Source organism: Budvicia diplopodorum (genome assembly GCF_009800925.1).
Taxonomy (GTDB): Bacteria; Pseudomonadota; Gammaproteobacteria; order Enterobacterales; family Enterobacteriaceae; genus Budvicia; species Budvicia diplopodorum.
Map to the genome: position 1 here is coordinate 36,823 of NZ_WOYF01000012.1, position 26,141 is coordinate 62,963.

At 46.3% G+C, this 26,141-nt stretch carries 22 protein-coding genes and 1 pseudogene; 9 read left to right on the forward strand and 14 right to left on the reverse strand.

Annotation, left to right across the window (positions count from 1 at the left end; all coding sequences use genetic code 11):
- Window positions 1-93 precede the first annotated feature (93 nt).
- The 9 genes from dam to pilM all read right to left on the reverse strand — a co-directional run bounded on the left by dam (window position 94) and on the right by pilM (window position 7,893).
- On the reverse strand, window positions 94-912 hold the full coding sequence (gene dam / locus GVI43_RS11475) for an adenine-specific DNA-methyltransferase (RefSeq protein WP_159567000.1): 819 nt from the start codon (window positions 910-912) through the stop codon (window positions 94-96).
- Window positions 913-990: 78 nt separating this feature from the next.
- On the reverse strand, window positions 991-2,055 hold the full coding sequence (locus GVI43_RS11480; RefSeq protein WP_159567001.1) for an SPOR domain-containing protein: 1,065 nt from the start codon (window positions 2,053-2,055) through the stop codon (window positions 991-993).
- An 89-nt stretch (window positions 2,056-2,144) separates the two neighbouring features.
- Window positions 2,145-3,230, reverse strand: coding sequence for a 3-dehydroquinate synthase (gene aroB, locus GVI43_RS11485; RefSeq protein ID WP_159567002.1), 1,086 nt, complete (start codon window positions 3,228-3,230; stop codon window positions 2,145-2,147).
- Between the two features lie 56 nt (window positions 3,231-3,286).
- Window positions 3,287-3,805 carry a shikimate kinase AroK gene (gene aroK, locus GVI43_RS11490; protein WP_159567003.1) on the reverse strand — a complete coding sequence of 173 codons (519 nt, stop codon included), beginning with the start codon at window positions 3,803-3,805 and terminating at the stop codon, window positions 3,287-3,289.
- Between the two features lie 363 nt (window positions 3,806-4,168).
- Window positions 4,169-5,467 carry a DNA uptake porin HofQ gene (hofQ, locus tag GVI43_RS11495; RefSeq protein WP_246201841.1) on the reverse strand — a complete coding sequence of 433 codons (1,299 nt, stop codon included), beginning with the start codon at window positions 5,465-5,467 and terminating at the stop codon, window positions 4,169-4,171.
- 35 nt (window positions 5,468-5,502) lie between these two features.
- Window positions 5,503-5,865, reverse strand: a complete 363-nt coding sequence (locus GVI43_RS11500) for a hypothetical protein (RefSeq protein WP_159567004.1) — start codon at window positions 5,863-5,865, stop codon at window positions 5,503-5,505.
- A 32-nt stretch (window positions 5,866-5,897) separates the two neighbouring features.
- Window positions 5,898-6,488, reverse strand: coding sequence for a hypothetical protein (locus GVI43_RS11505; RefSeq protein WP_159567005.1), 591 nt, complete (start codon window positions 6,486-6,488; stop codon window positions 5,898-5,900).
- On the reverse strand, window positions 6,485-7,030 hold the full coding sequence (locus GVI43_RS11510; RefSeq protein ID WP_159567006.1) for a PilN domain-containing protein: 546 nt from the start codon (window positions 7,028-7,030) through the stop codon (window positions 6,485-6,487). Before GVI43_RS11510 ends, GVI43_RS11505 begins: the two co-directional genes overlap by 4 nt.
- Window positions 7,030-7,893 (reverse strand): pilus assembly protein PilM, encoded by an 864-nt coding sequence (pilM, locus tag GVI43_RS11515; RefSeq protein ID WP_159567007.1) that lies wholly within the window; start codon window positions 7,891-7,893, stop codon window positions 7,030-7,032. The genes GVI43_RS11510 and pilM overlap by 1 nt, the downstream gene beginning before the upstream one ends.
- A gap of 124 nt (window positions 7,894-8,017) precedes the next feature.
- Here pilM and mrcA point away from each other — a divergent pair, with 124 nt between their 5' ends.
- Window positions 8,018-10,618: a peptidoglycan glycosyltransferase/peptidoglycan DD-transpeptidase MrcA gene (mrcA, locus tag GVI43_RS11520; RefSeq protein WP_159567008.1), complete on the forward strand. Its 2,601-nt coding sequence runs from the start codon at window positions 8,018-8,020 to the stop codon at window positions 10,616-10,618.
- Between the two features lie 123 nt (window positions 10,619-10,741).
- Here the strand turns inward: mrcA and nudE are convergent, their stop codons facing one another.
- Window positions 10,742-11,293 carry an ADP compounds hydrolase NudE gene (nudE, locus tag GVI43_RS11525; RefSeq protein WP_159567009.1) on the reverse strand — a complete coding sequence of 184 codons (552 nt, stop codon included), beginning with the start codon at window positions 11,291-11,293 and terminating at the stop codon, window positions 10,742-10,744.
- A gap of 333 nt (window positions 11,294-11,626) precedes the next feature.
- Here nudE and GVI43_RS11530 point away from each other — a divergent pair, with 333 nt between their 5' ends.
- From GVI43_RS11530 to pckA, 4 genes are all read left to right on the forward strand, one after another.
- On the forward strand, window positions 11,627-13,807 hold the full coding sequence (locus tag GVI43_RS11530; RefSeq protein ID WP_159567010.1) for an IgaA/UmoB family intracellular growth attenuator: 2,181 nt from the start codon (window positions 11,627-11,629) through the stop codon (window positions 13,805-13,807).
- 144 nt (window positions 13,808-13,951) lie between these two features.
- Entirely contained in the window at window positions 13,952-14,359 is a 408-nt protein-coding gene (hslR, locus tag GVI43_RS11535) for a ribosome-associated heat shock protein Hsp15 (protein ID WP_159567011.1), read from the forward strand.
- Between the two features lie 58 nt (window positions 14,360-14,417).
- Window positions 14,418-15,302 carry an Hsp33 family molecular chaperone HslO gene (hslO, locus tag GVI43_RS11540; RefSeq protein ID WP_159567012.1) on the forward strand — a complete coding sequence of 295 codons (885 nt, stop codon included), beginning with the start codon at window positions 14,418-14,420 and terminating at the stop codon, window positions 15,300-15,302.
- A 220-nt stretch (window positions 15,303-15,522) separates the two neighbouring features.
- Window positions 15,523-17,157 carry a phosphoenolpyruvate carboxykinase (ATP) gene (pckA, locus tag GVI43_RS11545; RefSeq protein ID WP_159567013.1) on the forward strand — a complete coding sequence of 545 codons (1,635 nt, stop codon included), beginning with the start codon at window positions 15,523-15,525 and terminating at the stop codon, window positions 17,155-17,157.
- A gap of 98 nt (window positions 17,158-17,255) precedes the next feature.
- Here pckA and envZ read toward each other — a convergent pair whose 3' ends face one another.
- The 3 genes from envZ to greB form a co-directional block, all read right to left on the reverse strand.
- On the reverse strand, window positions 17,256-18,593 hold the full coding sequence (envZ, locus tag GVI43_RS11550) for a two-component system sensor histidine kinase EnvZ (protein ID WP_159567014.1): 1,338 nt from the start codon (window positions 18,591-18,593) through the stop codon (window positions 17,256-17,258).
- A complete protein-coding gene (gene ompR, locus GVI43_RS11555) occupies window positions 18,590-19,309 on the reverse strand; it encodes an osmolarity response regulator transcription factor OmpR (protein ID WP_159567015.1) in 720 nt (239 codons plus the stop codon). The genes envZ and ompR overlap by 4 nt, the downstream gene beginning before the upstream one ends.
- 213 nt (window positions 19,310-19,522) lie before the next feature.
- Window positions 19,523-20,005, reverse strand: a complete 483-nt coding sequence (gene greB / locus GVI43_RS11560; RefSeq protein ID WP_159567016.1) for a transcription elongation factor GreB — start codon at window positions 20,003-20,005, stop codon at window positions 19,523-19,525.
- Window positions 20,006-20,169: 164 nt separating this feature from the next.
- On the opposite strand from greB, the gene GVI43_RS11565 reads away from it, so the two are divergent.
- From GVI43_RS11565 to GVI43_RS11580, 4 genes are all read left to right on the forward strand, one after another.
- The gene (locus GVI43_RS11565) at window positions 20,170-22,497 is read left to right on the forward strand and encodes a Tex family protein (RefSeq protein ID WP_159567017.1); all 2,328 of its coding nucleotides are present in this window, start codon (window positions 20,170-20,172) and stop codon (window positions 22,495-22,497) included.
- 599 nt (window positions 22,498-23,096) lie between these two features.
- Window positions 23,097-23,324, forward strand: a complete 228-nt coding sequence (gene feoA / locus GVI43_RS11570; RefSeq protein ID WP_425482148.1) for a ferrous iron transporter A — start codon at window positions 23,097-23,099, stop codon at window positions 23,322-23,324.
- A gap of 60 nt (window positions 23,325-23,384) precedes the next feature.
- Complete coding sequence (feoB, locus tag GVI43_RS11575; protein ID WP_159567018.1) at window positions 23,385-25,703, forward strand: Fe(2+) transporter permease subunit FeoB; 2,319 nt, start codon at window positions 23,385-23,387, stop codon at window positions 25,701-25,703.
- On the forward strand, window positions 25,704-25,946 hold the full coding sequence (locus GVI43_RS11580) for a FeoC-like transcriptional regulator (protein ID WP_159567019.1): 243 nt from the start codon (window positions 25,704-25,706) through the stop codon (window positions 25,944-25,946).
- Here the strand turns inward: GVI43_RS11580 and GVI43_RS15905 are convergent.
- Window positions 25,946-26,059 (reverse strand): annotated as a pseudogene (locus tag GVI43_RS15905) (pimeloyl-ACP methyl ester esterase BioH); the annotation flags it as partial. The gene GVI43_RS11580 and the pseudogene GVI43_RS15905 overlap by 1 nt on opposite strands.
- Window positions 26,060-26,141: the final 82 nt, after the last annotated feature.

Sequence of the window (26,141 nt, forward strand, 5' to 3'; positions counted from 1 at the left end):
TTATAGAAAATTACGTGTTAGCAATAGAGTAAAAAATTCAGGATACTATTTTACATAACGACGTATAGCCAAAAAATAGTGTCCCAAATTTAATTAACGCTGGCTATATAACGCCAACAGTTCATCTACCTTTGTACGGCCCAAAACGTTACGGCTAATAGTTCTACGCCCTCTAACAACCACCAGCTCTGCGGCGCTGTACCATTCTCGGGTTAACTCCGTATCATGATTAGAGATTAATACCGGTACGCCCATACTTTCTGAGATATCTTGAGCCAATAGTGCTAACTGCTGCTGATCGTAAATATTAAAGCTATTGGTATGATAAGCCGTAAAATTAGCCGTTGCCGACAAAGGTGCATAAGGCGGATCGCAATAAACCACCGCCCCTTGTGAAGCCTTCCTCATGGTCTGCTCATAGTTTTCGCAAAAGAATGTCGCTCGTTTGGCTTTTTCAGCAAAACGGTACAACTCAAACTCAGGAAAATAGGGCTTCTTATAACGACCAAAAGGCACGTTGAACTCACCGCTCAAATTATAACGGCATAACCCGTTATAACAGTGGCGATTCAGATAAAGAAATAGCAATGCACGCCGGTATGAGTCACGACTTTGATTAAACTCAGTTCGCAGTTGGTAGTAAACCGATTCCTGGTTATATTCGTCAGTAAAAAGTTCTCGTGAATCCTGAACGACTTGGTCCGTGCATTGTTTAACGATGTTATACAAATTAATTAGATCGCTGTTAATATCAGCTAAAATATACTCTTCATAATCCGTATTTAAAAACACCGAGCCTGCGCCAACGAATGGCTCAATTAAACGTTCACCTTTCGGTAAATGTTCGCGAATCTCATTAACAAGAGGATACTTTCCTCCCGCCCACTTTAAAAAAGAACGGCTTTTTTTCATGCTGCGAGTCAGCTACTTATACAATTCAAAACGGCGTTTTGCACTCTGTTTTAAGCAGCACATTTGCACATCTATAATTTATTTTTGTTTTAGATCTTGGTGCACTTGTTGCACAGATCTTACCCATGGTTTGTTAGCTTGAACGTCTGTCGGTAGAGTTGATAAAGCAGCACGGGCTTCAGAAGAAGAAGCATAGTTACCCGTGATTAAAATAAACCAAGGTTTTCCATCCCGGCGGGTAGGATAAACCCAGTAGTCAGTCATGTTATTCTTCTTCGCAAACGCTAACAGCGATTCAGAACGAGAGGCACTACTCACTTGCAAAGTCACATGACTTGCTGGAATTGCCGTTAGTTCAGCCACCGAACCTGCCGTTACTGAACCTTTAGGACTAGGAGCCTTATTACTTGACGGAGTACTTACCGGAGTGCTGGATGGCTTAGTACTTGGTGGCTTAGTTCCTGCAGTTTCAGTAGGCTTAGCTGGTGACTTAGCTTCTGTTACAGGTTTATTCTTAACCTGGCCTGACTGAGTCTGAGTTGCGCCACTTTGGTGAGATGTGGCAGTCTGCAAGCCTTGAGACGACGGCATCGCCTGCGATTCTTTTGGCAACGGCGCAGTATTTGACGTTGACGGCGAACCGGACATCTCAGTCTCTTTCAATTTGTTCAATTGTTCTTGCTGTGCGGAAAGCGCATCAGTAATTTCACCCGGTATTTCTACCCGCTGCTGATTAGCAACTTCTGGCAATGGCGGTGACTGCGTTGGTGTACCTGAAACAGGTGGAGCACTGATTTCTTGTGCGGGTGTGGCCCCAGTCAGCGGCGCTGTAGTTGCGGACTGCGTATTCGCATCGGCTGGCGCTGGCTGAGAAGTATTGGATGGCGTATTACCTAAATTAACTTCACGAGGCTGATTATTACTATTACCGTTACTTTCTGGCACAGGCGATTTAAGCGCTGAGCTGACCAGTAAAATCAAGAGCAACAGAACTAATATTCCGATACCTATCTTTATATGCTGGCGGGACATAGGCATATTTTTACGAGGCTTCGAGCGTTCACGCTGATTAGCACGATCGCTGGCATCAGGTCTCATACTATTATCGTTACCATTAGATTCAGATTCGAAGTCTTCTTGCACTTTCCCACCCCTCACAATAAATGACACAACACCACAACTACACGCTAAAACTGATACTTATACGGATTATTAGAACGACTACCGCTATATCATATCAGGCAATGGACTATACCCGACAATACAACTTCATGAGCAATGCCACCTCTGACTTCAGACTGGCCAATAGCCGTTGGTAAAACTAAACGTAACTCACCCGCTAACGTCTTCTTATCTCGAAGCATGTGGGGCATATAGGATTCAGGGCTCATGCTTTCTGGCCCCGTAATGGGAAGATTTGCACGCTTTAATAAACGCTTAATCCGGTCAACATCATGCTGACTGAATTGCCCTAATAGCCGAGCAGTTTCAGCCGCCATGACCATTCCGGCGGAAACTGCTTCACCGTGCAACCAGTTACCGTATCCCATTTCAGCTTCAATCGCGTGGCCAAAAGTATGGCCCAAATTCAATAAAGCGCGAATACCGCCTTCGCGTTCATCAGCAGCGACGACCTGAGCTTTTATTTCACAGCAACGGCGAATACAGTAAGCCAGTGCCTGCGCATCAAGTGCCAATAAAGAGTCTATATTTTCCTCAAGCCAAACGAATAAATCAGCATCCAGAATAATGCCATATTTAATCACTTCGGCCAGGCCAGACGAAAGCTCACGCTTGGGTAGCGTTTTCAAACAGTCGATATCAATAACAACAGAGGCCGGCTGGTAAAACGCACCAATCATGTTTTTACCCAGCGGATGATTCACTGCGGTTTTGCCACCAACGGACGAATCCACCTGAGATAGCAACGTGGTAGGCACCTGAATAAAGCGCACTCCTCGCTGATAGCTGGCCGCTGCAAAACCGGTCAGGTCCCCGATAACGCCACCACCTAAAGCAATAAGCGTAGTATCCCGACCGTGATTATTCTCCAATAGCTTAGTAAAGACCCGATCCATAATGGACAACGTCTTATATTTTTCACCATCGGGTAATATAACGGTATCCACAGTAACGCCCAATGCCTGCAAACTGCGTTGAATAATATCAAGATAGAGTGGCGCAATTGAATCGTTGGTGACAAGTAACGCTTTGTCCCCAGCACGAAGAGGAAGAAAGGAAGCTGGCTCATTAAATAGCCCCGCTTCAATCGTAATAGGATAGCTACGCTCGCCTAAAGTAACTGCAATCCTCTCCATGATATGCCTTTCTTATATATTGTTATTGGGCCCAAAGCAGGATAGCTGCTTTGAAATCAGCTGTTTTCAATCAGTTGAATAATTTGATTCGCAACAACTTTTGCACTTTGCTCATCAGTGTGGATTGTTACATCAGCAATTTCTTCATACAGAGGATTTCGCTCAAGCGCTAATGTTTCTAGAACGTCACGTGGCGTATCTACTTGTAAGAGCGGACGCTTTTTATCACGTTGAGTACGGGCTAGCTGTTTTTCAATGGTGGTTTCCAAATAAACAACCACACCTCGAGCAGACAAGCGGTTACGCGTTTCTTTCGATTTTATAGAACCACCGCCGGTTGCGAGGACGATACCTTGCTTTTCCGTCAGTTCATTAATCACTTTCTCTTCACGATCGCGAAAACCTTCTTCGCCTTCAACGTCGAATACCCAGGCTATATCAGCTCCAGTACGGCGTTCAATCTCGTGATCGGAGTCAACAAACTCCATATTAAGCTGTTGAGCCAACTGACGACCTATTGTGCTCTTACCCGCACCCATAGGGCCGACCAGGAAGATATTGCGTTTTTCTGCCATGTTTTTTGGTATTACTAAGATAATTCGTTAATGACAACCCGCCCCGCCAAATCTAAACAGCTACGGGAGTACACCTGAAACCTCATAAGCATTATGTGTGAGATCAGACTGGAAATTATCTCAACACTATAGGTAGTTTGGCAACCGAATAAATACGGAGCACTAACTTCAGATGGGTGAAACTAAAAATCCCCATCAAATCCAACCCTAAACCTCATCGCCTAGTTTGTTTCAGATAGACACTTGTAAGCTAAATCAGTCAACTCGTCAAACTTCCATGAGCTTAAAAAAGAAAATAAACCGGTTGACCTACTTATTATTCACCTTTGAAAATTAAGCTTATCGGCTTTATCTCACCAGATATTAACCACTTTCTATTTTATTTTCTGAAATTATTGGCGAAGGCGTAACGATTGTCGGTGTAATAAAGATAACCAGTTCCCGCCGACTCTGTTTATCCGACTTGCGCTGAAAAAGTGTACCCAGCAAAGGTATATCACCTAACAGCGGTACACTTTCCGTTCCCGAGATATTGGTTTGCTGAAAGATACCACCTAAAACAATAGTTTCACCGTCGAATACTGAAACCTGAGTTTTAATTTCCTGAGTATCGATCGTCAGTATTTCGCTACCGTCTCCCTTCTTCAGGCTTTTACCCGGCATATTCTGGCTAATCAATAAATCGAGCTCCAGCTGCCCGCCCTGAAAAATTCGGGGCGTGACCTCTAACCCTAAAACGGCCTGTTTGAATTCAATAGACGTCGCGCCGTTGGATCCGCTGGAAACCTCATATGGAATTTCAGTCCCCTGCTTAATACTTGCCGTTTGTTTATTCACGGTAAGCAAGCGAGGGCTGGCGATAATATCAACATGGTTTTCAGACTCTAGCGCAGAAAGCTCCAGATTAAGAAACTTACCCTTTAACCGGGCAACCTGAAACCCGATTCGAGCCGTCGGATTAGCAACCGAAAGATTAACATCAAACATACCGCCCATCGCGTTGCTACTGGAATCAACATCGCTGCTTAATCCCCATTTCACCCCCAGCTCTTCAAGGTTCTCATGATTCATCGTCACGATGTGGGCCGTGAGTAAAACCTGCGGCTGCGGCTGGTCAATGTGTTTAATAAATTCTTCCACCGCCGGTAACGAATCACCAAGGTCTCGCACAATAATCGTATTGGTTCTGGCATCAGCAATCACACTTCCGCGCTCAGACAGCAGGCTACCTTTCTGGCTATTGACCATCTTCACCAGTTCATTGACATCCGCATACTGAACGACATGCTTAAAAGTCGTTAACGGTAATTGTGCCGTTTGTTCTTGTTGAGTCTGCTCACTGCGCTGGCGGCGGGCATCTTTTTCCTGAAGAGGCATAACTACCATCACGTTTCCGTCTAGTTCAACATCAAGCTGGCCGGCTTTCAAAATCACAGACAGAGCCTGTTTCCATGGAACATTATCAAGGCGAATACTCAGTTTACCGCCGACGCTATCCATAACGACCAGATTAAGATGCTGATAATCAGCTAATGCCTGTAATATCACGCTTAGCGGTGCATCCTGAAACTCCAGCGAGATAGGTTTATCCTGTACTGCAGGTTGGGCGAATAAAGAGCTGGTAAAGAGCAGGTTAAAAATCAATAAGAACGCTTTAAACACAGAAAAATCCCCGAAGCTGCGCATAAACCTCATCATCACTTCCTTATTCTAAGTTCGATTATTTCGGCCGTATTACAAAACCCTTGCGGGGTAGCCAGAGAGGAAAAGAGCACTGCGCCGGAATTAATCTCACTAAGCTGCCAGTACAGTAGCGGCAGCTTGGCCTGAGTAAATATTTTCACCCATTCCCCGGATGATGATTTTATCCACCCCCGCAAATCAGGCATCTGACCAATAGTGCCATAAAGCCGCCAACCTGAGAGGATCTTCCCTTCCTCAGCCATCTCTTTTCGGCACTCAGACTTATCGTCGAAAATGAAAGGATTACGCCTGTCCTGCATTGACAGCTGAACGTCCGGCTCGGCGGCAAAAGCGATCGATATAGTGGATGCACTCATGATAAATCCGAAAACGGTGAGCAATAGCCGGTTCATGGGTACTCCATTTTTAGCTGATATAGGCTTAAGTTCATGGTTAGATTGAGCCGCTCTGATTCGGTACTCATTGCCAAGCTGTCAATGGTCAACAGTAAAACGCCTTGATTAATCAATCGGGTAAACTCAAAGAATTGAAAATAGGTTGCCTTCATATTTAATCTCCAGCGGTAAACCATGACGTTGGCATCGGCCTTGTTCAACTCCTTATTCAACCCAGACTCACGCTTCAAATCGATAAGTTGCCCACCGGATACCGCTACATAGTCAGTTATGGCACTGGTTAATTTCGCCGCCGCCGAAGAAGAATAACGATAAATTTTTTGCTGCTCTTTTAGCGCCTGAATTTGTTGTTTTAACTGATTAACTAAAGGCAGAGCCGCTAACTGCTGTTCATAACTCGCTGACATTTGCTCAGCCGCCTGAATTTGCTGGTCAATGTCCTGGTTGTCGGCCCGAGCTGGCATAATATAAAGGTACAACACGGCAGCAATGAGTATTAACCCGGCCAATAGGGGGATCAGATGACGCAGCCAGAGTGGACCGGAAGCAACGTACTGCCAGTCAATATCAATATTAAGATTCATGGCAATATCTCAAACAGTTCGGCCGTCAAAGAAAACAGGAACTGTGAACTATCGGTTGCAGAAACGGTAACTTTGCCTAACTGAACGTCGTGAATAAGGGGTGCTGCGTCTGCTTTACGATAAAAATCGACAATCGATGAGTACCCTCGCCCCTGCCCTTCAACGCTTAATCTAGCATGGGTAAGATCGATACGTTTGAAGCCGACGTCCGGCGTCAATATCTGTTCAAAGTACGCAAAAAGTTGCTCCAGATTAGCAACGGACTGCTTAATATTCTGGATCTCTTCTTGCCGGGCACTCAACTCAGCGAGGTCTTTCTGATATTGCTTGACCTGTACCACTTTCTGGACCATCAGCCGATTAGATGCAGCAAGGTCAGCCAGCGTTCCTGATAATAGATTTTGATGAACATGAACTGAGGAATACACCGCACCCAGTGCAACAGCAATGCTTGCCTGATAGCAGAGAACCAGCAGAATAAATTGCCTCATCTGTTTTCGCTGCTTCACCCTACGCCAGGGTAAAAAGTTAACCTGTAGCATCAGGCATCCTCACGTCTTAGCGCCAGACCACAGGCTAAAACAAACTGATGAGGAACTTCGGGTAGCGGCGGCTGCATCTGATGCAGTGCTACCATAGGTGACCAGCAGTGAACGTTATCCGGTTGCTCCGGCAATATTTCTAGCCCGCTGAAGTAGACATTATCAACCTGGCATCCGGATAGCTGCCGGTAAGTCAGAAGTGCACACTCCACGCGCTGCGGGCATGATTGCCCGTCATTAGGCAGCAAGCGATAGTTAAATTCGGCTTTGAGCGGAGAAACCAATAAATACTGATGCTCCAACTGATGAACGAGTAAATAGTCAGGATTAAGCCCGGCCATACTGGCCATCGATCTTAAAACGCACGGGACGGTATCTATAATGGTGGGAATAATATTGGCTTTCGCCAGTATTGTTACCCAACGGTCAACGTCTGAACGTTTGGCAGCGGTAATAACAACGTCCGTGGAAGTAGGTGGTTCAGTTGAAACGGAGCGGGTTATCCGATAGTCAACCGCCAGCTCTCTGGCCGCCAGAGGGAATAGTCTTCCTACTGAAGCACCAACAAACCAATCTTGCTCCTGCGGTGAAAGCTTTTGATCGGGTAAAGCCACTGATTGCTGAAGTATCGCACTTGCCGGTAATGCTATCCGGATGGAAACGCCCTTTGGTAACTTCTGACGCCACTTTTTCAGAGAATCAATAAATAGGTGCGAATCAGTTAGCGTTGAACTGCTAAAAAATGGCGCTGCAACCGACTGATGCCACCAATGCCTGAGCTGCCAACCATAGCGCTGGCGCTGGACGGCGAACGCATAAAAACCACTTTCCTGAATGTCTAAACCCACTTGCCAGATCTGCATATCTTGAAATCTCCTTTATATTCATTTCGCAGATAAAAGAACGTATCCACAAAGCAACGTTGCCTTTATACTATCCAGCAGCTGTTTATAAACCACACAGTGGCCACGTTATGGGAAATCTCAGGTGAAGTTCGTAAAGTATCTTTTCATTATTGCAGTCTGTTGCTTTTTTTTGGGAATTGGCTCGATTTTTGGCCTCTATAAATACCTTGAGCCAGAATTGCCAGATGTCTCTACCCTAAAAGAAGTGCGCTTACAGACGCCTATGCAGGTGTTCAGTGCTGATGGTGAGCTTATTGCTCAGTTCGGTGAGAAGCGCCGAATTCCCCTGACGCTGGAGCAAATCCCGCCACAGCTAATTCATGCATTCCTTGCAACTGAAGATAGCCGTTTCTATGAGCATCACGGAATCGACCCAATTGGCATTGTGCGTGCGGCCGTTGTCGCTGTTGGTGCGGGTTCGGCTAAACAAGGGGCGAGTACCATTACCCAGCAACTGGCCAGAAACTTCTTCTTAAGCCCTGAAAAAACAATCACTCGAAAAGCTAAAGAAGCATTTCTTGCAATGCGCATAGAACGTTCAATGTCTAAAGATGAGATTCTTGAACTTTATCTGAACAAAATTTATTTGGGCTATCGAGCCTATGGCGTTGGCTCTGCGGCCCACGTTTACTTTGGTAAAGATGTTAGTCAGTTGACGTTAAGCGAAATGGCTATGATTGCAGGCTTACCGAAAGCGCCGTCGACCTATAACCCGCTTTACTCACACGATCGAGCCCTTGCCCGCCGTAATACTGTGCTTTACCGCATGCTGGAAGAAAAATACATCACCCAGCAAGAGTACATCGATGCAAAAAATACCCCTCTAATTGCTAACTACCATGAGCCTGAAATGGCCTTCGCGGCCCCTTACTTAGCTGAAATGGTACGTCAGGAAATGATGGATCGCTATGGTGAAAATGCCTATACCGACGGCTATAAGGTTTACACCACCATCACCAAAACGTTGCAAACGGCCGCAACGGACGCCGTTCGTAACAATGTAATTCAGTATGATATTCGCCACGGATACCATGGCCCGTCAAACGTCCTGTGGAAACCTAACGAAACGCCGTGGGCTAAGCAGCAAATAGTTGATTCTCTGAAAGCGATACCAAGTTACGGTCCGCTAACGCCAGCAGTTGTAACGCACACTGAAGCACAGCAGGCAACTCTGATGCTGGCTAACGGCGAACCGCTCGTTTTACCTTTCTCAGCCATGCGCTGGGCGCGCCCGTTTCTCAACGATCGTGCGGTAGGTGCAAGCCCGAAAAAAGTGACCGATGTCGTTCAATCCGGTCAGCAAATCTGGATACGTAAGAACAACGATAACGAGTGGGTTCTGTCACAAGTACCTAATGTAAACTCGGCCTTAATCTCGTTAAATCCTCACGACGGAGCCGTTAAGGCGCTGGTCGGTGGATTCGATTTTAACTACAGTAAATTCAACCGAGTTACACAAGCCGTTCGTCAGGCGGGTTCAAACATTAAACCGTTTGTCTATACTGCCGCATTGGACAAAGGTCTGACGCTTTCGACGCTATTAACCGATTTACCAATCAGCCTGAGCGTTGGCGGCGGTAAAATTTGGTCGCCGAAAAACTCCCCACCTCAGTATGAGGGTCAGCTACGTCTTCGGGTCGGTCTTGGCCTGTCTAAAAACGTGATGATTGTTCGTGCTATGCGTGCGGTCGGCGTTGACTATGTTGTAGATTATTTGCCGCGTTTTGGTTTCCCTGCGCAAAATATTTCACGAACAGAATCTCTGGCATTAGGCGCAGCATCCTTTACGCCAATGCAGATAGCCCGGGGCTATGCGGTATTTGCCAACGGCGGGTACCTTATCGACCCTTACTTTATTTCAAAAATAGAGAAAGACGATGGTAGCGTAGTATTTGAAGCCAAACCGAAAGTCGCCTGCGGATTTGAATGTGATATTCCAGTTGTTTTCGGCAATACCGAAAAGTCTCAGGCATTAATCAGTAATACGATTGATTTAAGTACTCAAACGGACGCCAATGCGGTAGCAACAACGCCTCCATCGACCGATCCTAGCGACGATGGCAGCGATGAAGTTGATCCGCTGACAGAAAGTGCTGTAAACAGTATTGCTCCTGTGCCTAATCTGGAAAAAATCGATCCTAATAAAGTGCCTGTAAAGGTTGATTCACCGTATGCACCGCACGTTATCAGCTCGGAATTAGCGTTCCTGATGCAGGATGCGTTAAAAAGTGATATCGCGGGTGAACCGGGCGGTGGCTGGAACGGTACCGGCTGGCGTGCGGCAAGAGACCTGAAACGTAGCGATATTGGTGGCAAAACGGGCACCACCAACGGTTCAAAAGATGCATGGTTCTCCGGGTTTGGTCCTTCAACCGTGACGTCAGTCTGGATTGGCTTTGACGATCATCGCCGTGGCTTAGGCCGAGGTGAAGCGGGTGCGCAAAGCGCTCAGCCGGCGTGGATTGACTACATGAAAGTTGCATTAAACGGCCTACCCGTTCAGCAAACGCCAAAACCTAAAGGTATCATCAGCGTGATGATCGATATGTACAACGGCCAGCTGGCCGGTGGCGGGCGGAGTAAATCAGAATACTTTATTAAAGGCACTGAGCCAACGTCTCACACGACTTCTGAAATCGGCACAACGGTAACGGAAGGCGGAGAAACCCAAGAGTTGTTCTAATGGGTCCCACGAAAAAGCCGTTCAACTGAACGGCTTTTTTCTAACTGTTGGCAAGTTATTGAACTACGCTGTCGGCAGACTCAATAAATTAGATATTAACCCGCGCAATAAGATAACCACCCACTACCGCTGATTTAAATATTCCCGGGCCAGAAATAACGCACTAACGTTACGGGCTTCATTAAAATCATGTTGCTCAAGTAGTTTCATCATATGACTTCTCGGCCATGGAACCAGCGTTAAAGGTTCGGGTTCATCGCCTTCAAGCCGGTGTTCATATAAATCTTCCGCCAGTACAATCGTCATTGAGCTGGCAAAATAAGACGGAGCAAGAGTAAGTTTAGACAAAACCGTCAGCTTCCTTGCGCCATACCCTATCTCTTCCATCATTTCCCGATTTGCTGCGACCAAGATATCTTCATCAGGCTCAACCAACCCTTTAGGAAAGCCAAGCTCGTAGTCTTCTATTGCTACAGCATACTCACGAATTAACAGAATATTGTCATTCATAACTGGCACAATCATTACCGCCTGACGCCCTTCGGGTAATAGCCGCTCATAAACCCGATTTTCCCCGTTGCTAAAGATTAAATTGACCGACTGAATCCGAAACATACGGGAACGGGCTACGGTCTCAACGTTAAGTATTTTGGGTTTCTGATGTGTTTTACTCATTGGCGATGCCCCGGGCGAAAAAATTCCCATAATGAAAAATATCTGATTTTGTTTATAATACGGCCGATAATGGTTATAACCTAGCCACCAAGATAACATTGAAAAATGCCCGACGGCACGCCTGATTTTGTATTCTAGCCTATCACATTTTAATATAGGCAATAGTTAACCGTCTATTTCTGGTAAATTGGTCGGCCGCACACTACAAATAAGAAGAGACATTGCGAAAATAATGACGCGTGCCCATACCATAAGTGATGCCGAGAACAGTCTTAATTACGTTAAATAACAATCAACTAAAAAAGTTAACAGGATTATCTGTGAGAGTTTTCCATGCTAGTAAGTGATGATGTAAACGCATTCACCCTATTATTGCTTATTACCTTTGTTGTGCTCTTTAGCATGGCCATTTACCAATGGAAGTTACGCAATAAAGCCAAAAATAGTAAGAATGACTACCACCATTTGCCATTTGTACACAACAAGAGCCGTAAACTATCTTCAGTAGAAAAGCTGGCTATTGATGAATATCTCGAATTTCTAGAAGCCGATAATCAAGACGGTAGCAAGTCAGCAACACCGATTAAATTATCCCTTATGCCATATAGCGATAATCTTTATTATTTCAATTCTGCGATTACGATCATCAACGGTTCTGATGAAAAGAGTCCGGGAAAGCGCTATTACATGGATGGCATTGAAATTGCCCTCGAGCCGAGCTGGGCGGAATATCTTCAGGACGTCAATCAGGTAAGCGTAGTTAAAACTCAAACCATCCCTCTAGTCCTTGAGCTAAATGACCAAAAGCTGATTGACTACGTATTAAGTAAACGCCAGCAGGGACCATCACCGACGCACTATTCCGAACAGGCTGAACGTAAAATTGAAGAACAAGATGAAAACGTTGAATTAATCCGGCTACGGCAAGAAACCGTTGAGGAATTTAACTTAAAACATAAAAGGCGGCTGTATGAATCAGTTATTCTTTCCATCGCCTATACCATTATTTTCTTTAGTCTGCTTAGCCCGACGATGCTACTACCGTGGTTAATTATTTTAGCCTTGATATTACTGGCCATTGGCATATGGAGATTACTGCGCGACTCAACCAAACGTACCCAGTTTACGATTCACTGTTTGCGGGGCGTGCCTAAACGTTGGGGCCTATTCGGTGAATCTGATACCGATCAACTGACCAGTATTTCAGTTGGTACGATTGATTTGATTTATCCCCCTCACTGGAAGCCGTATGTTGGTTGTGATATCGAGCACCCAACCAACATTGATATTTACCCCAATCGCTACGTCGTTAAGCAAGGCGAATTCTTATCTCTGCATGATGAATCAGTTAATTTCCCGCTGCACCACTGGGGGAAAAACTTAATTCTGACTATCGCGTCTCTGTTTATCATTATCTTGCTAACGTCATTTATTTCGTTAAAGCTGCCTCTTGAGCTAAGTGCGGCATGGCTTCAGGGTACAAAAAATATTACCGTGGCTACCCCGGAACAATTAACCGAGGCTAAAGTAAAAATTGGCGATAATTTGACTATCAGCGGCACCGGGATGTGCAGTATTCCCGCAATATATCGCAGTGATATTATCTATCCATTCATGCCTTTTGACTGTACAGAAATGTACTGGGGAGCTGAAAACTTACCGTCGCTCCCCTCTTCCGAAATCATTGATAATGCGATGGCGTTACTGGATAGCGTGAACTACCAGCTTAATCCGCTGAATAATGAAGTGCTCCACAGGAATCCTGAATTAGCGAAAGCAGCACAACGCGCAGGAATGACGGTAGTTCCAAACTTTTCTGACATTATATTGAAGACCGAAAACCTGTGCCGGGATTCCGGCGATTGCCGCAGACTAAAGAATTCCTTATTAGTGCTTAGTAACGAAAAAGAGTGGGAAGGTTTAGTCGAAAAGTCGCAGAATCATACCCTAAAAAATACTGACGTGTTCTTGCGACCGATGACAGCAGATGCCCTTCGTTCACAGGTTAATTCTATTGTTTCGTCTTTCTTTTATAGTCAAACCCACCTCGCGGCTCAGGCACTATATATCAAGCCTCAGGGCGGTTTTTATATCAGAAACGATGACGATGAGAAGCAAATGGTGAGTAGTGATGCGGCGAAAGATTTAACTCATCCTGATATTTCGCTTGATACGTTATATGACAACATCGCGATAAAACAATGGTTTGAACTTAAGCAACTATCTAGTTCATTGCTGAATACGCCATTTTCAACCAGCGGTATTGTTATTGAAATCAAAAAAATAGATAACGAAACAACCAAAATTTCATTACACAGCGAATCTAGCCTGATCTCTTTCTGGCGCTACTTTGGGGCCAGCCTACTGCTTATCATGATGATCGGTAGCCTGCTCTATAATACAATTATGCTAATCATCCGCGTCAGTAAGAACTCACAGCGAATACTAAAAATTCAAAATTATTATGACCTGTGTTTTGCTAACGATCGGAGCCTCAAGGTTCAGCAAAGCTAATTATCTCGGTGCATCTCATGGTTCACCCCGAGAGATGCATCTTGATTTCTGGCATTTCGCCCATATGTTTAGTTATCTCAATTTTTCACCCAGTTTTACGCTGTCGGATTGTATCAACTACCGCAGAACACGTCGGGAGAATCTATGTTAGCAAACGCAGCGCAAGAGCAGGAAATACGGCTCGATAAATGGCTTTGGGCGGCTCGTTTCTATAAGACCAGAGCCATCGCCAGAGAAATGGCGGACAGTGGTAAAGTCCACTACAACGGCCAACGGGCTAAACCGAGTAAACTAGTAGAAATTGGCGCTGAAATTCGACTACGCCAGGGCAACGATGAGAAAACGATACAAGTTACCGCCCTCAGCCTTCAGCGACGCGGGGCCAATGAGGCTCAGCAACTCTATATTGAAACAGATGAAAGCATTGCCAAAAGAGAGAGTGTTTCTCAGGCTCGTAAATTGAATGCCTTAACGATGCCTCATCCCGATCGCCGGCCAGACAAGAAAGAGCGCCGCAGCTTAATCAAATTTAAATATGGTGAAAACGAGTAACGGGCCTAGATTTTCAGCCAAGCCCCTAATCGTTGCTTACCTTAATGAGAGAAGACAAATGCCAACTGCAGACACGCTACACCGTTATCTATTTGAAAAACACGATGTCCGGGGTGAGCTTATCTCCCTCAGCAATACTTATAGTCAGGTCCTTGAAAACCATGACTATCCGGTTGCCGTTCAGCGCCTGTTAGGTGAAATGTTGGTTGCTACCAGCTTATTAACCGCCACGTTAAAATTTGATGGTGATATTACCGTTCAACTTCAGGGTGATGGGCCGGTGAAACTGGCAGTGATTAACGGTGATAACTTACAGCAAATGCGCGGTGTTGCTCGGCTACAGGGCGAAGTCGGCGATAGCGATTCATTAAAGCAGATGATTGGTCATGGTTACTTAGTAATCACTATCATGCCAAAAGAAGGTGAACGCTATCAGGGCGTTGTTGGCCTTGAGGGTGAAACGGTCGCTGAATGCATTGAAGATTATTTCCGTCAGTCAGAGCAGCTTCCTACCCGCCTGTTTATTAAAACCGGAGCGCATAACGGTAAGGCTGCTGCTGCGGGTATGTTACTTCAGGTTTTGCCTGCGCATAAAAGTAACATCAGTGAATTTGAACATCTTGCCGTATTGACTGAGACTATCAAGGCAGAAGAGCTATTTAGCCTAAACGTTGAAGAGATTTTGCACCGTTTATACCATGAAGAAGATGTCACCTTGTTTGAATCCCAGAACGTCAGCTTTCACTGTACCTGCTCCAGAGATCGTTGTGCTCAGGCCCTGATTGCCATTGCACCATCAGAGATTGACTCACTTCTCACTGAAGAAGGTAATATTGATATGCACTGTGACTATTGCGGTAATCACTATATTTTCGAAAAAATGGATATTGAAGCGATTCGTGTAAATAACGGTAGCGATATTGGAAATGACACCCGCCACTAAATAATAAAGTCGAGAGTGAAACGCCTTCACTCTCGACACATTAGTCCTATTTTGAGGCTAAATACCTCGCCTTAATCGTTTCACGTCTCATAATCCAGCGACCTAGATCGCATCTCTTATCAAAATTTAGAACAATATGCCGAACCTTGATAGTTGTCTCAGTCATCGTCAGGAAAGACTTTACAATCATATTCAGCATTCATCTTTTTGAGGAAAAATTATGAGCACAAATCGCATCACAGCAAAAGACCTGACAACCTATGGGATACAAGGCGTTACTGAGATCGTTTATAACCCAAGCTATGATTACCTATATAAAGAAGAAACACGTTCAGATCTGCAGGGATTTGAAAAAGGCATAATGACTAAGTTAGGTGCAATCGCCGTGGATACCGGTATTTTTACCGGCCGGTCGCCTAAAGATAAATATATTGTCCGCGATGATACAAGCCGAAATACCGTCTGGTGGGCAGATCAGGGAAAAGGCAAAAACGACAATAAACCGATTACGTCGGCAGTGTGGGGCGACCTGAAAAAGCTAGTAGCAAATCAGCTTTCTGGTAAGCGCCTGTTTGTGGTTGATGCCTACTGCGGAGCAAATACGGACACCCAGCTTCAGGTACGTTTTATCACTGAAGTGGCGTGGCAAGCGCACTTCGTTAAGAACATGTTTATTCGCCCGACTGATGAGCAATTACAAAACTTTAAGCCTGATTTTATCGTGATGAACGGGGCGAAATGCACCAATCCTGACTGGAAAGCGCAGGGCCTTAACTCTGAAAACTTTGTGGCCTTCAACCTGACCGAGCGGATACAGCTGATCGGCGGAACCTGGTACGGTGGAGAGATGAAAAAGGGTATGTTCTCTATCATGAACTATCTGCTTCCGCTTAAAGGTATTGCCTCGATGCATTGCTCTGCCAACGTGGGCGATAAGGGCGACGTCGCAATCTTCTTCGGCCTGTCCGGCACCGGAAAAACCACGCTGTCGACCGATCCTAAACGCCAGCTTATCGGCGACGATGAGCACGGCTGGGACGACGACGGGGTATTTAACTTTGAAGGTGGCTGCTACGCCAAAACCATTAAGCTTTCTCAAGAAGCTGAGCCAGATATTTACAACGCGATTAAGCGAGATGCACTGCTGGAAAACGTCACCGTACTAGATGACGGTAGCGTTGATTTTAACGACGGTTCTAAAACCGAAAATACGCGGGTTTCTTATCCGATTTATCATATTCATAATATCGTCAAACCGGTATCTAAAGCCGGACACGCTAAAAAGGTTATTTTCTTAACTGCCGATGCATTTGGCGTATTGCCTCCCGTTTCCCGTTTAACTCCAGACCAGACTCAGTATCATTTCCTGTCTGGATTTACGGCTAAGCTGGCGGGAACTGAACGCGGAATTACTGAGCCTACGCCTACCTTCTCAGCCTGCTTTGGCGCAGCCTTCTTATCCTTGCACCCGACGCAATATGCGGAAGTTCTCGTTAAGCGAATGAAAGCCTCTGGCGCTCATGCCTATCTGGTGAATACCGGCTGGAATGGCACAGGAAAGCGAATCTCCATCAAGGATACCCGAGCCATTATTGACGCCATCCTAAACGGTGAAATTGATAAAGCCGATTCGTTTACTTTGCCAATTTTTGACCTAGCTGTTCCAACATCCCTTCCGGGCGTTAATCCTGCCATTCTCGACCCACGGGATACTTACGCCAACGAAGATGAGTGGGAAAAGAAAGCCAAAGAGCTGGCCACGCTGTTTATCACCAACTTTGATAAATACACCGATACACCAGCCGGTGAGGCGCTGATTACTGCAGGCCCGCATTTAGAAGAAGAGAAAGTTTAATCCTCGATAATCCGGCAAATCATTGCCGGTTAAATAAGACAAAGGCGCCGTTGGGCGCCTTTCTACCGTTATACGTATAAGCCAGTACAATTCATTAATTACACCAGTCCATAGTCTTTCCATTCTGACAGATATACCGTGACCTTCAGCCCCCCTTGAGAGCTAGTTCCCATCAGAATTTCACCGTTATGGCCATCAACAATTCGCCTCAGGATAGCCAAACCTAACCCGGTACCACTGATGCTTCGGGCACTATCGCCACGAACAAACGGTTGAAACAGTATTTCTAGCTGATCCTCAGGGATCCCCGGGCCATTGTCTTCAATCTGGAACCAAACTCGATGATCTTCCCGCCCGCTGCTAATGCGGATCCAGCCATTTCCATAGCGGGAAGCATTAACCAGTATATTGACTACCGCACGCTTGATGGATAACGGATGGATATTGGCCATCAGCTCACCGTTATACAGGTCGGTTTCAATATCTTCCTCATAGCCGGTGCTGGCTAAGACCACTTCAGCCAGAATGCTATTAATGTCGCCAGGCTCAGTGTGAAGCTCTTTGCCGGTACGTAGATAATCAATAAATTGTTCAATAATGGCGTTGCACTCTTCAATATCTTTATTGATTGACTCGGCCAGATACTCTTCTTTCACGCTCATCATTTCCGTTGCTAAACGAATCCGGGTTAAAGGCGTACGGAGATCGTGGCTAACGCCGGCCATCAATAGCGTTCGGTCATCATCTAACTGCTTCACGCCGGATGTCATTTGGTTAAACGCTCGGGTAACCGATCTGATTTCCGATGCTCCATACTCACGCAATGGCTGCGGAGCAATGCCCATGCCGACCTGCTGAGCTGCATGTTCAAGATCGGCCAATGGTCGGTTCTGAATGCGGATAAACAGCCAAGCGCCCCCTATCACCATCAAAACTATCGCCATGGTGTAACGAAATAGTGGAGCAAACTCGCCTTGCCGTATTTCGGTCAGCGGTACTCTGACCCAAACATCAGGTGAAAGGGAGGTTTTCAGCCAGACTACCGGGGAGTGGTTACCAACCTGAATCCGGACCTCAGTTGGCCCACCGAGCTGCTGTTCCATCTGCTTACTTAAGAAGTCATAGCTCTGGGCCCAGCGTAAACCGCTCTCTTCGGCAGAGGCATCGGTATGAAGCGAAATTCCCAGCTCACGGTACATTTCTTGCCGAAACTGGGGAGGAATAATGAGATAGGAACCATCTTCAAGCTTGAGTCGATTGGTCATTAGCATACGGACTTCGTATGCTAATACCTTGTTGAACTGTTGAATACTCGGAAGAATGGCAAAATGCAGGACTACAAAATAGGTCGTTACCAGACTGATAAACAATAACGACACTATCAATAATAATGTACGAGCGACTGAACTCCGGGGAGGAAATCGCCAAAAACTCATGCAGCGCTACCGTCTGGCACAAATACGTAGCCTAAGCCCCATACAGTCTGGATATAGCGTGGATGAGCCGGATCTTCTTCAACCATACGACGCAAGCGGGAAATTTGAACGTCAATCGACCGCTCCATTGCGCTGTATTCACGGCCGCGTGCTAAGTTCATCAGTTTATCGCGAGATAATGGCTCTCTCGGATGGCTCACTAAAGCTTTTAATACTGCGAATTCACCGCTGGTTAAAGGCATAGGCTCATCATCACGGAACATTTCACGCGTTCCCAGATTCAGTTTGAATTTCCCGAATAGAATCACGGCTTCTTCCTGAGAAGGCGCCCCGGGTAGCTCACTGGTCTGACGCCTTAACACCGCCCGTATACGAGCCAGAAGTTCGCGTGGATTAAACGGCTTAGGAATGTAGTCATCAGCCCCAATTTCTAGGCCGACAATACGGTCAACTTCTTCACCTTTGGCCGTAACCATGATGATAGGAATCGGGTTACTCTGGCTACGCAAGCGGCGGCAAATGGACAGGCCATCTTCACCCGGAAGCATGAGATCAAGCACCATCAGGTGAAATGACTCTCTGGTTAACAGGCGATCCATCTGCTCTGCATTAGCCACCCCCCTAACCTGAAAACCCTGTTCGGTAAGATAACGTTCTAATAAGCCACGTAGACGCATATCGTCATCAACGACCAGAATTTTATGATTCTCTTGCATAATTTTGCTCCAAAGGTTTTATTGCCTGACAACAAATAAATTCGAAATGAATAATTAGCTGAGACAATGTAAATTGCATAACTGACAAGAGTAAATTGTTACAAAGATTGATTATCAACAAATTAGCTAAAATTTAGCCGTCAAACATACGCTTATTCTTATCAGGAAAACTCGCTAGCAACCCGACGCTGACTATAAATTTATGTCCATAACTTAGTCAACCGGCTGATAGCTAATGTCTAAAACCCAGTATGTCGCAATACCATTTGGCGTTTGTACGCTCACTTCATCATCGACTTTCTTACCTAAGAGCGCACGTGCTACTGGAGAATCAATAGAAATCCACTTTTTCGCCGGTTCAAACTCATCTGGACCGACTAAGCGAAAAACGTTCTCTTCGCCTTCTTCATTTTCAACTTTAACCCAAGCCCCGAAAAAAATTTTACCTTCTTGTTGCACATTAGGATCAACAATTTTTAGCACTTCAAGGCGTTTGGTTAAAAACCTGACCCGACGATCGATTTCACGTAATCGCTTTTTGCCATAAATATATTCTGCATTCTCAGAGCGATCGCCCATTGCTGCTGCTTCAGACACCGCCTGAGTGACTATCGGGCGTTCTTCCCGCCACAAATATTTCAACTCATCATCCAGTGCCTGCCAGCCTTGGCGGGTAATGTAATTGCTTCTTGCCATTAGATTCTCAGCGCTTCAAACTGTTTCAAATTGTAGCGCAATTAGCGCTAATTGACCCCATTTTATACGTATTAACACCCGATTACCTCTGGTTCTGCTAGCATTTTTATGCAGCAATCCGTATAACGACATTAATTTTTTCACTTAGATAGATAGCATTTTTTATGAATAATCCACTCAGCCGCATTATTGCAAATGAATTACAGGTAAGGCCTGAGCAAGTCTTATCTACCATCAACCTGCTGGATGAAGGCAACACGGTTCCCTTTATTGCCCGCTATCGTAAAGAAGTCACGGGCGGCCTAGATGACACACAGCTCAGGCAGCTTGAAACCCGATTGGTTTACCTGCGTGAACTGGAGGATCGCCGCCGGACCATTATTAAATCAATCGATGAACAAGGTAAGCTCTCTGCTGAACTGGCCGCTGCGCTAAATGGCACAATGAGTAAGACCGAGCTAGAAGACCTCTACCTGCCTTATAAACCAAAACGCCGTACTCGTGGCCAAATTGCTATTGAAGCGGGCCTTGAGCCTTTAGCCGACAGCCTATGGCAGGATCCTCAACAAGATCCTGAAACCACCGCGGCCGCCTACGTCGACAATGATAAGGGCGTGGCTGATACTAAAGCAGCGCTGGACGGGGCTCGCTACATTCTAATGGAACGCTTCGCCGAAGATGCTGCACTGTTGGGTAAAATTCGTGATTATCTGTGGAAGAATGCCCATCTGGCGGCCAAAGTGATTGAGGGAAAAGAAGAAGAAGGCGCTAAGTTCCGCGACTACTTTGACCATCATGAACTCCTTTCAACTACGCCGTCTCACCGGGCTCTAGCCATGTTTCGTGGACGAAATGAAGGCATTCTCAGCCTATCGTTGAATGCCGATCCTCAACATGAAGAGCCGCCCCGCGAGAGCTATTGTGAACAGATTATTACCGACTATCTGAATCTACGTTTAAACAACGCACCGGCTGATACATGGCGTAAGGCAGTGGTAAACTGGACGTGGCGCATCAAGATCCTTCTCCATATGGAAACCGAGCTTATGGGTAGCCTGAGAGAAAAATCGGAAGATGAAGCCATTAACGTGTTTGCCCGCAACATGCACGACCTGCTAATGGCAGCGCCGGCAGGTATGCGAGCAACGATGGGCCTCGATCCGGGCCTGCGTACCGGTGTGAAAGTCGCGGTAGTCGATGCAACCGGCAAGCTGGTCGCCACTGAAACTGTCTATCCGCATACCGGTCAGGCGGCAAAAGCGGCAACGGTCGTCGCGGCATTGTGCATTAAACATCAAGTTGAGCTGGTCGCTATTGGTAACGGAACGGCTTCCCGGGAGACCGAGCGTTTCTACCTCGAGCTACAGCGTCAGTACCCTGAAGTTAAAGGGCAAAAGGTCATTGTCAGCGAAGCCGGAGCCTCAGTTTATTCTGCATCGGAACTGGCTGCACTGGAGTTTCCTGACTTAGATGTTTCCATTCGTGGGGCCGTTTCTATTGCCCGCCGCCTGCAAGATCCTCTGGCTGAATTAGTAAAAATCGAGCCTAAATCTATCGGCGTTGGCCAGTATCAGCACGATGTCAGTCAGTCTCAGTTGGCCCGTCGTCTGGATGCCGTGGTTGAAGACTGCGTAAATGCGGTGGGTGTCGATCTCAATACCGCTTCAGTACCCTTACTGACCCGAGTCGCTGGCCTAAGCCGTATCATGGCCCAGAATATTGTCGACTGGCGGGACGCGAACGGCCGGTTTAACAATCGTAACCAGTTACTGGACGTTAGCCGCCTCGGACCAAAAGCCTTTGAGCAATGCGCCGGTTTCTTGCGGATTAATCAGGGGGATAACCCGCTGGATGCCTCAACGGTTCACCCTGAAACCTATCCGGTCGTAGAGCGCATTCTAGCCGCTACGCAAAAAACCCTGCGCGATCTGATGGGCAGCGCCGATGCACTGCGCGGATTAAAAGCCACCGATTTTATCGATGCCCGATTTGGCGTTCCGACGGTCAGCGATATTCTTAAAGAGCTAGAAAAGCCGGGCCACGACCCGCGCCCTGAATTCAAAACCGCGAGCTTCGCTGATGGCGTTGAAACCATGAAAGACCTGAATGTCGGTATGATTCTGGAAGGTTCAGTGACTAACGTGACTAACTTCGGCGCATTTGTCGATATCGGGGTTCATCAGGATGGCTTAGTTCATATCTCATCGCTGGCTGATAAATTTATAGAAGATCCGCACACGGTGGTTAAAGCCGGGGATATCGTGAAGGTCAAAGTGCTTGACGTTGATCTAGCCCGAAAACGCATTGCCTTAACCATGCGTCTGGATGAGCAACCGGAAGACGGTAATCGTAAACCAACCACCGCACCAGAGCGGGATAAACCTCAACGGTCACCGGCTCAGCATAACGCTAAACCGGCGGCAGTCCGAGACAAGAATAACAGTGCTATGGGTGACGCCTTGGCCGCTGCGCTAAATAAAATGAAGCGCTAACGGCCAGAGAAATAATCACTAGCTGCCGGAATAATACGGCAGCTTTTGATTATTTATTCATCTGATTCAAATCGAGAAAAGTGGCTGTTTTATTTAAAGTACCAACGAAAAGGATAGTAAAGCCCACTGAGTTAAAAATGTAATAGTTGTTGATAAAATAATGTCATTTTTATCATTACCTTCACCCATAGGCTGAAAGCCTATTACTGCTACAGCCCGCCTCCTGACCGCCAGAACAACGATACAATCGATCCGTGTTGATAAAAATAATATTTAAATTACAAATAGTTGATTATGATTTTAGCGCATTTTGTAGTTAAATACCTTGGTCGTTACGCGGAATAAGAAACCTATTTAGCCCGAATTAAGAAAACGGAACCGGTAATAATTATTTACGCTTAACTCTTGGCCCGGCGTTGTATACGATAATCATTATCACTAACATTAAGATTGAAAGCCTATAAGTGGTATAAATAACCGCATTGATGTCAATTTGGTCAGCTTAACGGCGAATAAATAACGTTTACAATAAAATACGCTTTTCCTTTTCCAAAAGGCCTGATGCTTTCTTAACCTGAGTTAATAAAAAATAGAACGCTATGATCCAATTACTCCCCCTACACTCATACAAAATTGTTGGTTTCACGCCAGAGATTAATCCAGCATACCGGCAAAAACTGCTTTCATTGGGTATGCTGCCCGGCTCAATATTTCGCGTCATACGCGTTGCACCGCTTGGGGATCCCATACAAATAGAGACCCCGCGCATCTGTCTGGTACTCAGAAAAAAAGATTTGGATTTTATTAAGCTCAGCCTGATTGACTAACTATTTACTGGCTTAATAAACACAAAAACGGTTCCTTATTCATTGCTATCTGGCTCATAAATGAAACAACTTACGATCGGACTAATCGGTAACCCGAACTCAGGAAAAACAACGCTATTCAATCAGTTGACCGGCTCCCGCCAGCGCGTAGGAAACTGGGCTGGCGTTACCGTCGAACGCAAGGAAGGCCATTTCAAAACGGATGAAAATCAAATTACCTTGGTTGACCTGCCGGGTACCTATTCTCTAACCACCATATCGGAACACACGTCAATTGATGAGCAAATCGCCTGCCACTACATTTTGAGCGGTGAAGCCGATTTACTACTAAACGTAGTCGACTCATCTAACCTTGAACGTAGCCTATATCTAACGCTTCAGATACTTGAATTGGGTATTCCATGCGTTGTTGTGCTTAACATGTTGGATATCGCCGACGATCAGAATATAGAAATCGATATTGATACCTTATCGGCCAGACTGGGCTGCCCGGTGATTCCAATGGTATCAACTCGTGGACGGGGTCTTCCTGCGTTAAAGTCAGCCATTGACCATTGGCAACCCAATAAACACCCGTCGTTAACTACCTATCCCGACTTGGTCGAAGAACAGGCGGCCCGACTGGCAAGCCGGATGCCATCCGACTTACCCGCTCAGCAAAGCCGCTGGTTAGCGTTGCAAATGCTGGAAGGCGATATTTATAGCCGCTCCCGCTCAGGGCAAGCGCAGTCATTATTATCTGATGCCCGTCAGATACTACAAGATCGCTACAGCGAAGATCCGGGGCTAATCATTGCCGATACTCGCTATCAAGCCATCGCCGGTATCTGTGATGTCGTGCATAACCGTAACAACGCACAGCCGAGTAGGCTGACAGAAGCGCTCGATAAGGTAGTCATTAACCGCTGGCTGGGTTTACCCATCTTCCTGTTCGTGATGTACCTCATGTTTGTGTTGGCCATTAACATTGGCGGCGCACTACAACCGCTGTTTGATCAAGGCTCAGCCGCCATTTTCATTTCGGGAATCCAATGGGTCGGACAGCATTTTAACTTCCCGGAATGGTTAACCATATTTCTGGCTCAAGGCATTGGCGGCGGTATTAATACCGTTTTGCCGCTGGTTCCGCAAATCGGGCTGATGTACCTGTTCTTAGCGTTTCTGGAAGACTCCGGATACATGGCCAGAGCCGCTTTCGTTATGGATAAGCTGATGTATGCCTTAGGCCTGCCGGGCAAATCATTCGTTCCGCTCATCGTAGGCTTTGGCTGTAACGTCCCTTCAATTATGGGCACCCGCACGCTGGACGCCCCTCGTGAACGCTTAATGACCATCATGATGGCTCCGTTTATGTCTTGCGGAGCTAGGTTGGCCATCTTTGCGGTATTCTCTGCGGCCTTCTTCGGCAAAGACGGTGCGCTGGTAGTATTCTCGCTTTACTTACTGGGTATCGTGGTCGCTATTCTTACCGGACTGATGCTGAAATACACCATCATGCGCGGTGAAGCTTCACCGTTCATCATGGAGCTACCGGTATATCACATACCTCATGCCAAGAGCCTATTACTGCAAACCTGGCAGCGGCTGAAAGGGTTTGTTCTTCGCGCCGGTACGGTGATCATTATTGCCAGCGTTGTGATTGGCGGGCTAAACAGTTTTTCATTTTCCGGCAAACCCGTTACCAGTATCAACCAATCGGCACTAGCTTCAACCAGTAAGGTATTAACCCCGCTGCTTCATCCAATGGGAGTAACGCAGGATAACTGGCAGGCTACGGTCGGATTAATTACCGGAGCAATGGCAAAAGAAGTGGTGGTCGGTACCTTAAATACCTTGTATACCGCAGAGCAAATTACCAATGAACCTTTCGACTACCAAAATTTTAATCTGTTAACAGAATTACAGGGCGCCGTCGCTGAAACCTGGAACAGCCTGAAAGAGACATTCACCCTGAGCGCACTGAGCAACCCAATTGAAGCCAGCAAAGGCGACGGCGAAATGAATAGTAGCTCGATGGGCGTCATGAGCAGCAAATTTGGCAGTAGTTCCGCGGCCTACAGCTACCTGATATTTGTTCTACTCTACGTTCCTTGCGTATCAGTGATGGGTGCGATTGCCAGAGAAAGCAGCAAAGGCTGGATGACGTTCTCAATCTTCTGGGGGTTAGATATTGCCTATAGTCTGGCGACGGTATTCTATCAATTAGCCAACTTTAGTGCTCATGCGCAGCAAAGCACCGTAACGATCGCGGCGGTAGCAATATTTAACGCGTTATTAATCTATGGGTTATACCATATGCGCGATCGGGTAATGACCCGGATGCCAACCTCTAACCCTGAAGATTGCTGCAAAAATAGTAAAACAGGACCCTGTCATTAAATGGTGAGCCTAATTGACGTTCGCGATGCCGTAGCGCTAAACGGCATCGCAGAACTACAGCAACTCAGCCGGCAGCTTAAAGTACATCCCCAGATGCTTCAGGCTATGTTGCAACAGCTAGAGTCGATGGGAAAGATTGAACGAATCGAACCTGATGACGCTTGCCTGACCGGGCAGTGTAAAAGCTGCCCCGACGGCGAGAAATGCCTCAGCGAATCCTATCGGATAAAAACGTCGGCTTAATCCGTCTGGTGAAGGCGAAAATGCGGAGCAAGTCTCTCAATAATGTAATGCCCGATACCAGAATTCACTCCCCTTTTGAGCAACAACACAAGATCGGCACTCCCTTCGCCAATTGTTCGTCAGTAACGTGGGCCATAGGCTATGGTCCTAACTCTGAATGCTACTTCTGAATGATACTTCTGAATGAATAGGAAA

Excerpts from the sequence above, each read along its gene's own strand:
- dam (WP_159567000.1), bottom strand. The coding sequence starts at position 912 with ATGAAAAAAAGCCGTTCTTTTTTAAAGTGGGCGGGAGGAAAGTATCCT.
- aroB (WP_159567002.1), bottom strand. The coding sequence starts at position 3,230 with ATGGAGAGGATTGCAGTTACTTTAGGCGAGCGTAGCTATCCTATTACG.
- aroK (WP_159567003.1), bottom strand. The coding sequence starts at position 3,805 with ATGGCAGAAAAACGCAATATCTTCCTGGTCGGCCCTATGGGTGCGGGT.
- GVI43_RS11500 (WP_159567004.1), bottom strand. The coding sequence starts at position 5,865 with ATGAGTGCATCCACTATATCGATCGCTTTTGCCGCCGAGCCGGACGTT.
- GVI43_RS11505 (WP_159567005.1), bottom strand. The coding sequence starts at position 6,488 with ATGAATCTTAATATTGATATTGACTGGCAGTACGTTGCTTCCGGTCCA.
- GVI43_RS11510 (WP_159567006.1), bottom strand. The coding sequence starts at position 7,030 with ATGCTACAGGTTAACTTTTTACCCTGGCGTAGGGTGAAGCAGCGAAAA.
- pilM (WP_159567007.1), bottom strand. The coding sequence starts at position 7,893 with ATGCAGATCTGGCAAGTGGGTTTAGACATTCAGGAAAGTGGTTTTTAT.
- nudE (WP_159567009.1), bottom strand. The coding sequence starts at position 11,293 with ATGAGTAAAACACATCAGAAACCCAAAATACTTAACGTTGAGACCGTA.
- GVI43_RS11530 (WP_159567010.1), top strand. The coding sequence starts at position 11,627 with ATGCTAGTAAGTGATGATGTAAACGCATTCACCCTATTATTGCTTATT.
- hslR (WP_159567011.1), top strand. The coding sequence starts at position 13,952 with ATGTTAGCAAACGCAGCGCAAGAGCAGGAAATACGGCTCGATAAATGG.
- hslO (WP_159567012.1), top strand. The coding sequence starts at position 14,418 with ATGCCAACTGCAGACACGCTACACCGTTATCTATTTGAAAAACACGAT.
- pckA (WP_159567013.1), top strand. The coding sequence starts at position 15,523 with ATGAGCACAAATCGCATCACAGCAAAAGACCTGACAACCTATGGGATA.
- envZ (WP_159567014.1), bottom strand. The coding sequence starts at position 18,593 with ATGAGTTTTTGGCGATTTCCTCCCCGGAGTTCAGTCGCTCGTACATTA.
- ompR (WP_159567015.1), bottom strand. The coding sequence starts at position 19,309 with ATGCAAGAGAATCATAAAATTCTGGTCGTTGATGACGATATGCGTCTA.
- greB (WP_159567016.1), bottom strand. The coding sequence starts at position 20,005 with ATGGCAAGAAGCAATTACATTACCCGCCAAGGCTGGCAGGCACTGGAT.
- GVI43_RS11565 (WP_159567017.1), top strand. The coding sequence starts at position 20,170 with ATGAATAATCCACTCAGCCGCATTATTGCAAATGAATTACAGGTAAGG.
- feoA (WP_425482148.1), top strand. The coding sequence starts at position 23,097 with ATGATCCAATTACTCCCCCTACACTCATACAAAATTGTTGGTTTCACG.
- feoB (WP_159567018.1), top strand. The coding sequence starts at position 23,385 with ATGAAACAACTTACGATCGGACTAATCGGTAACCCGAACTCAGGAAAA.
- GVI43_RS11580 (WP_159567019.1), top strand. The coding sequence starts at position 25,704 with ATGGTGAGCCTAATTGACGTTCGCGATGCCGTAGCGCTAAACGGCATC.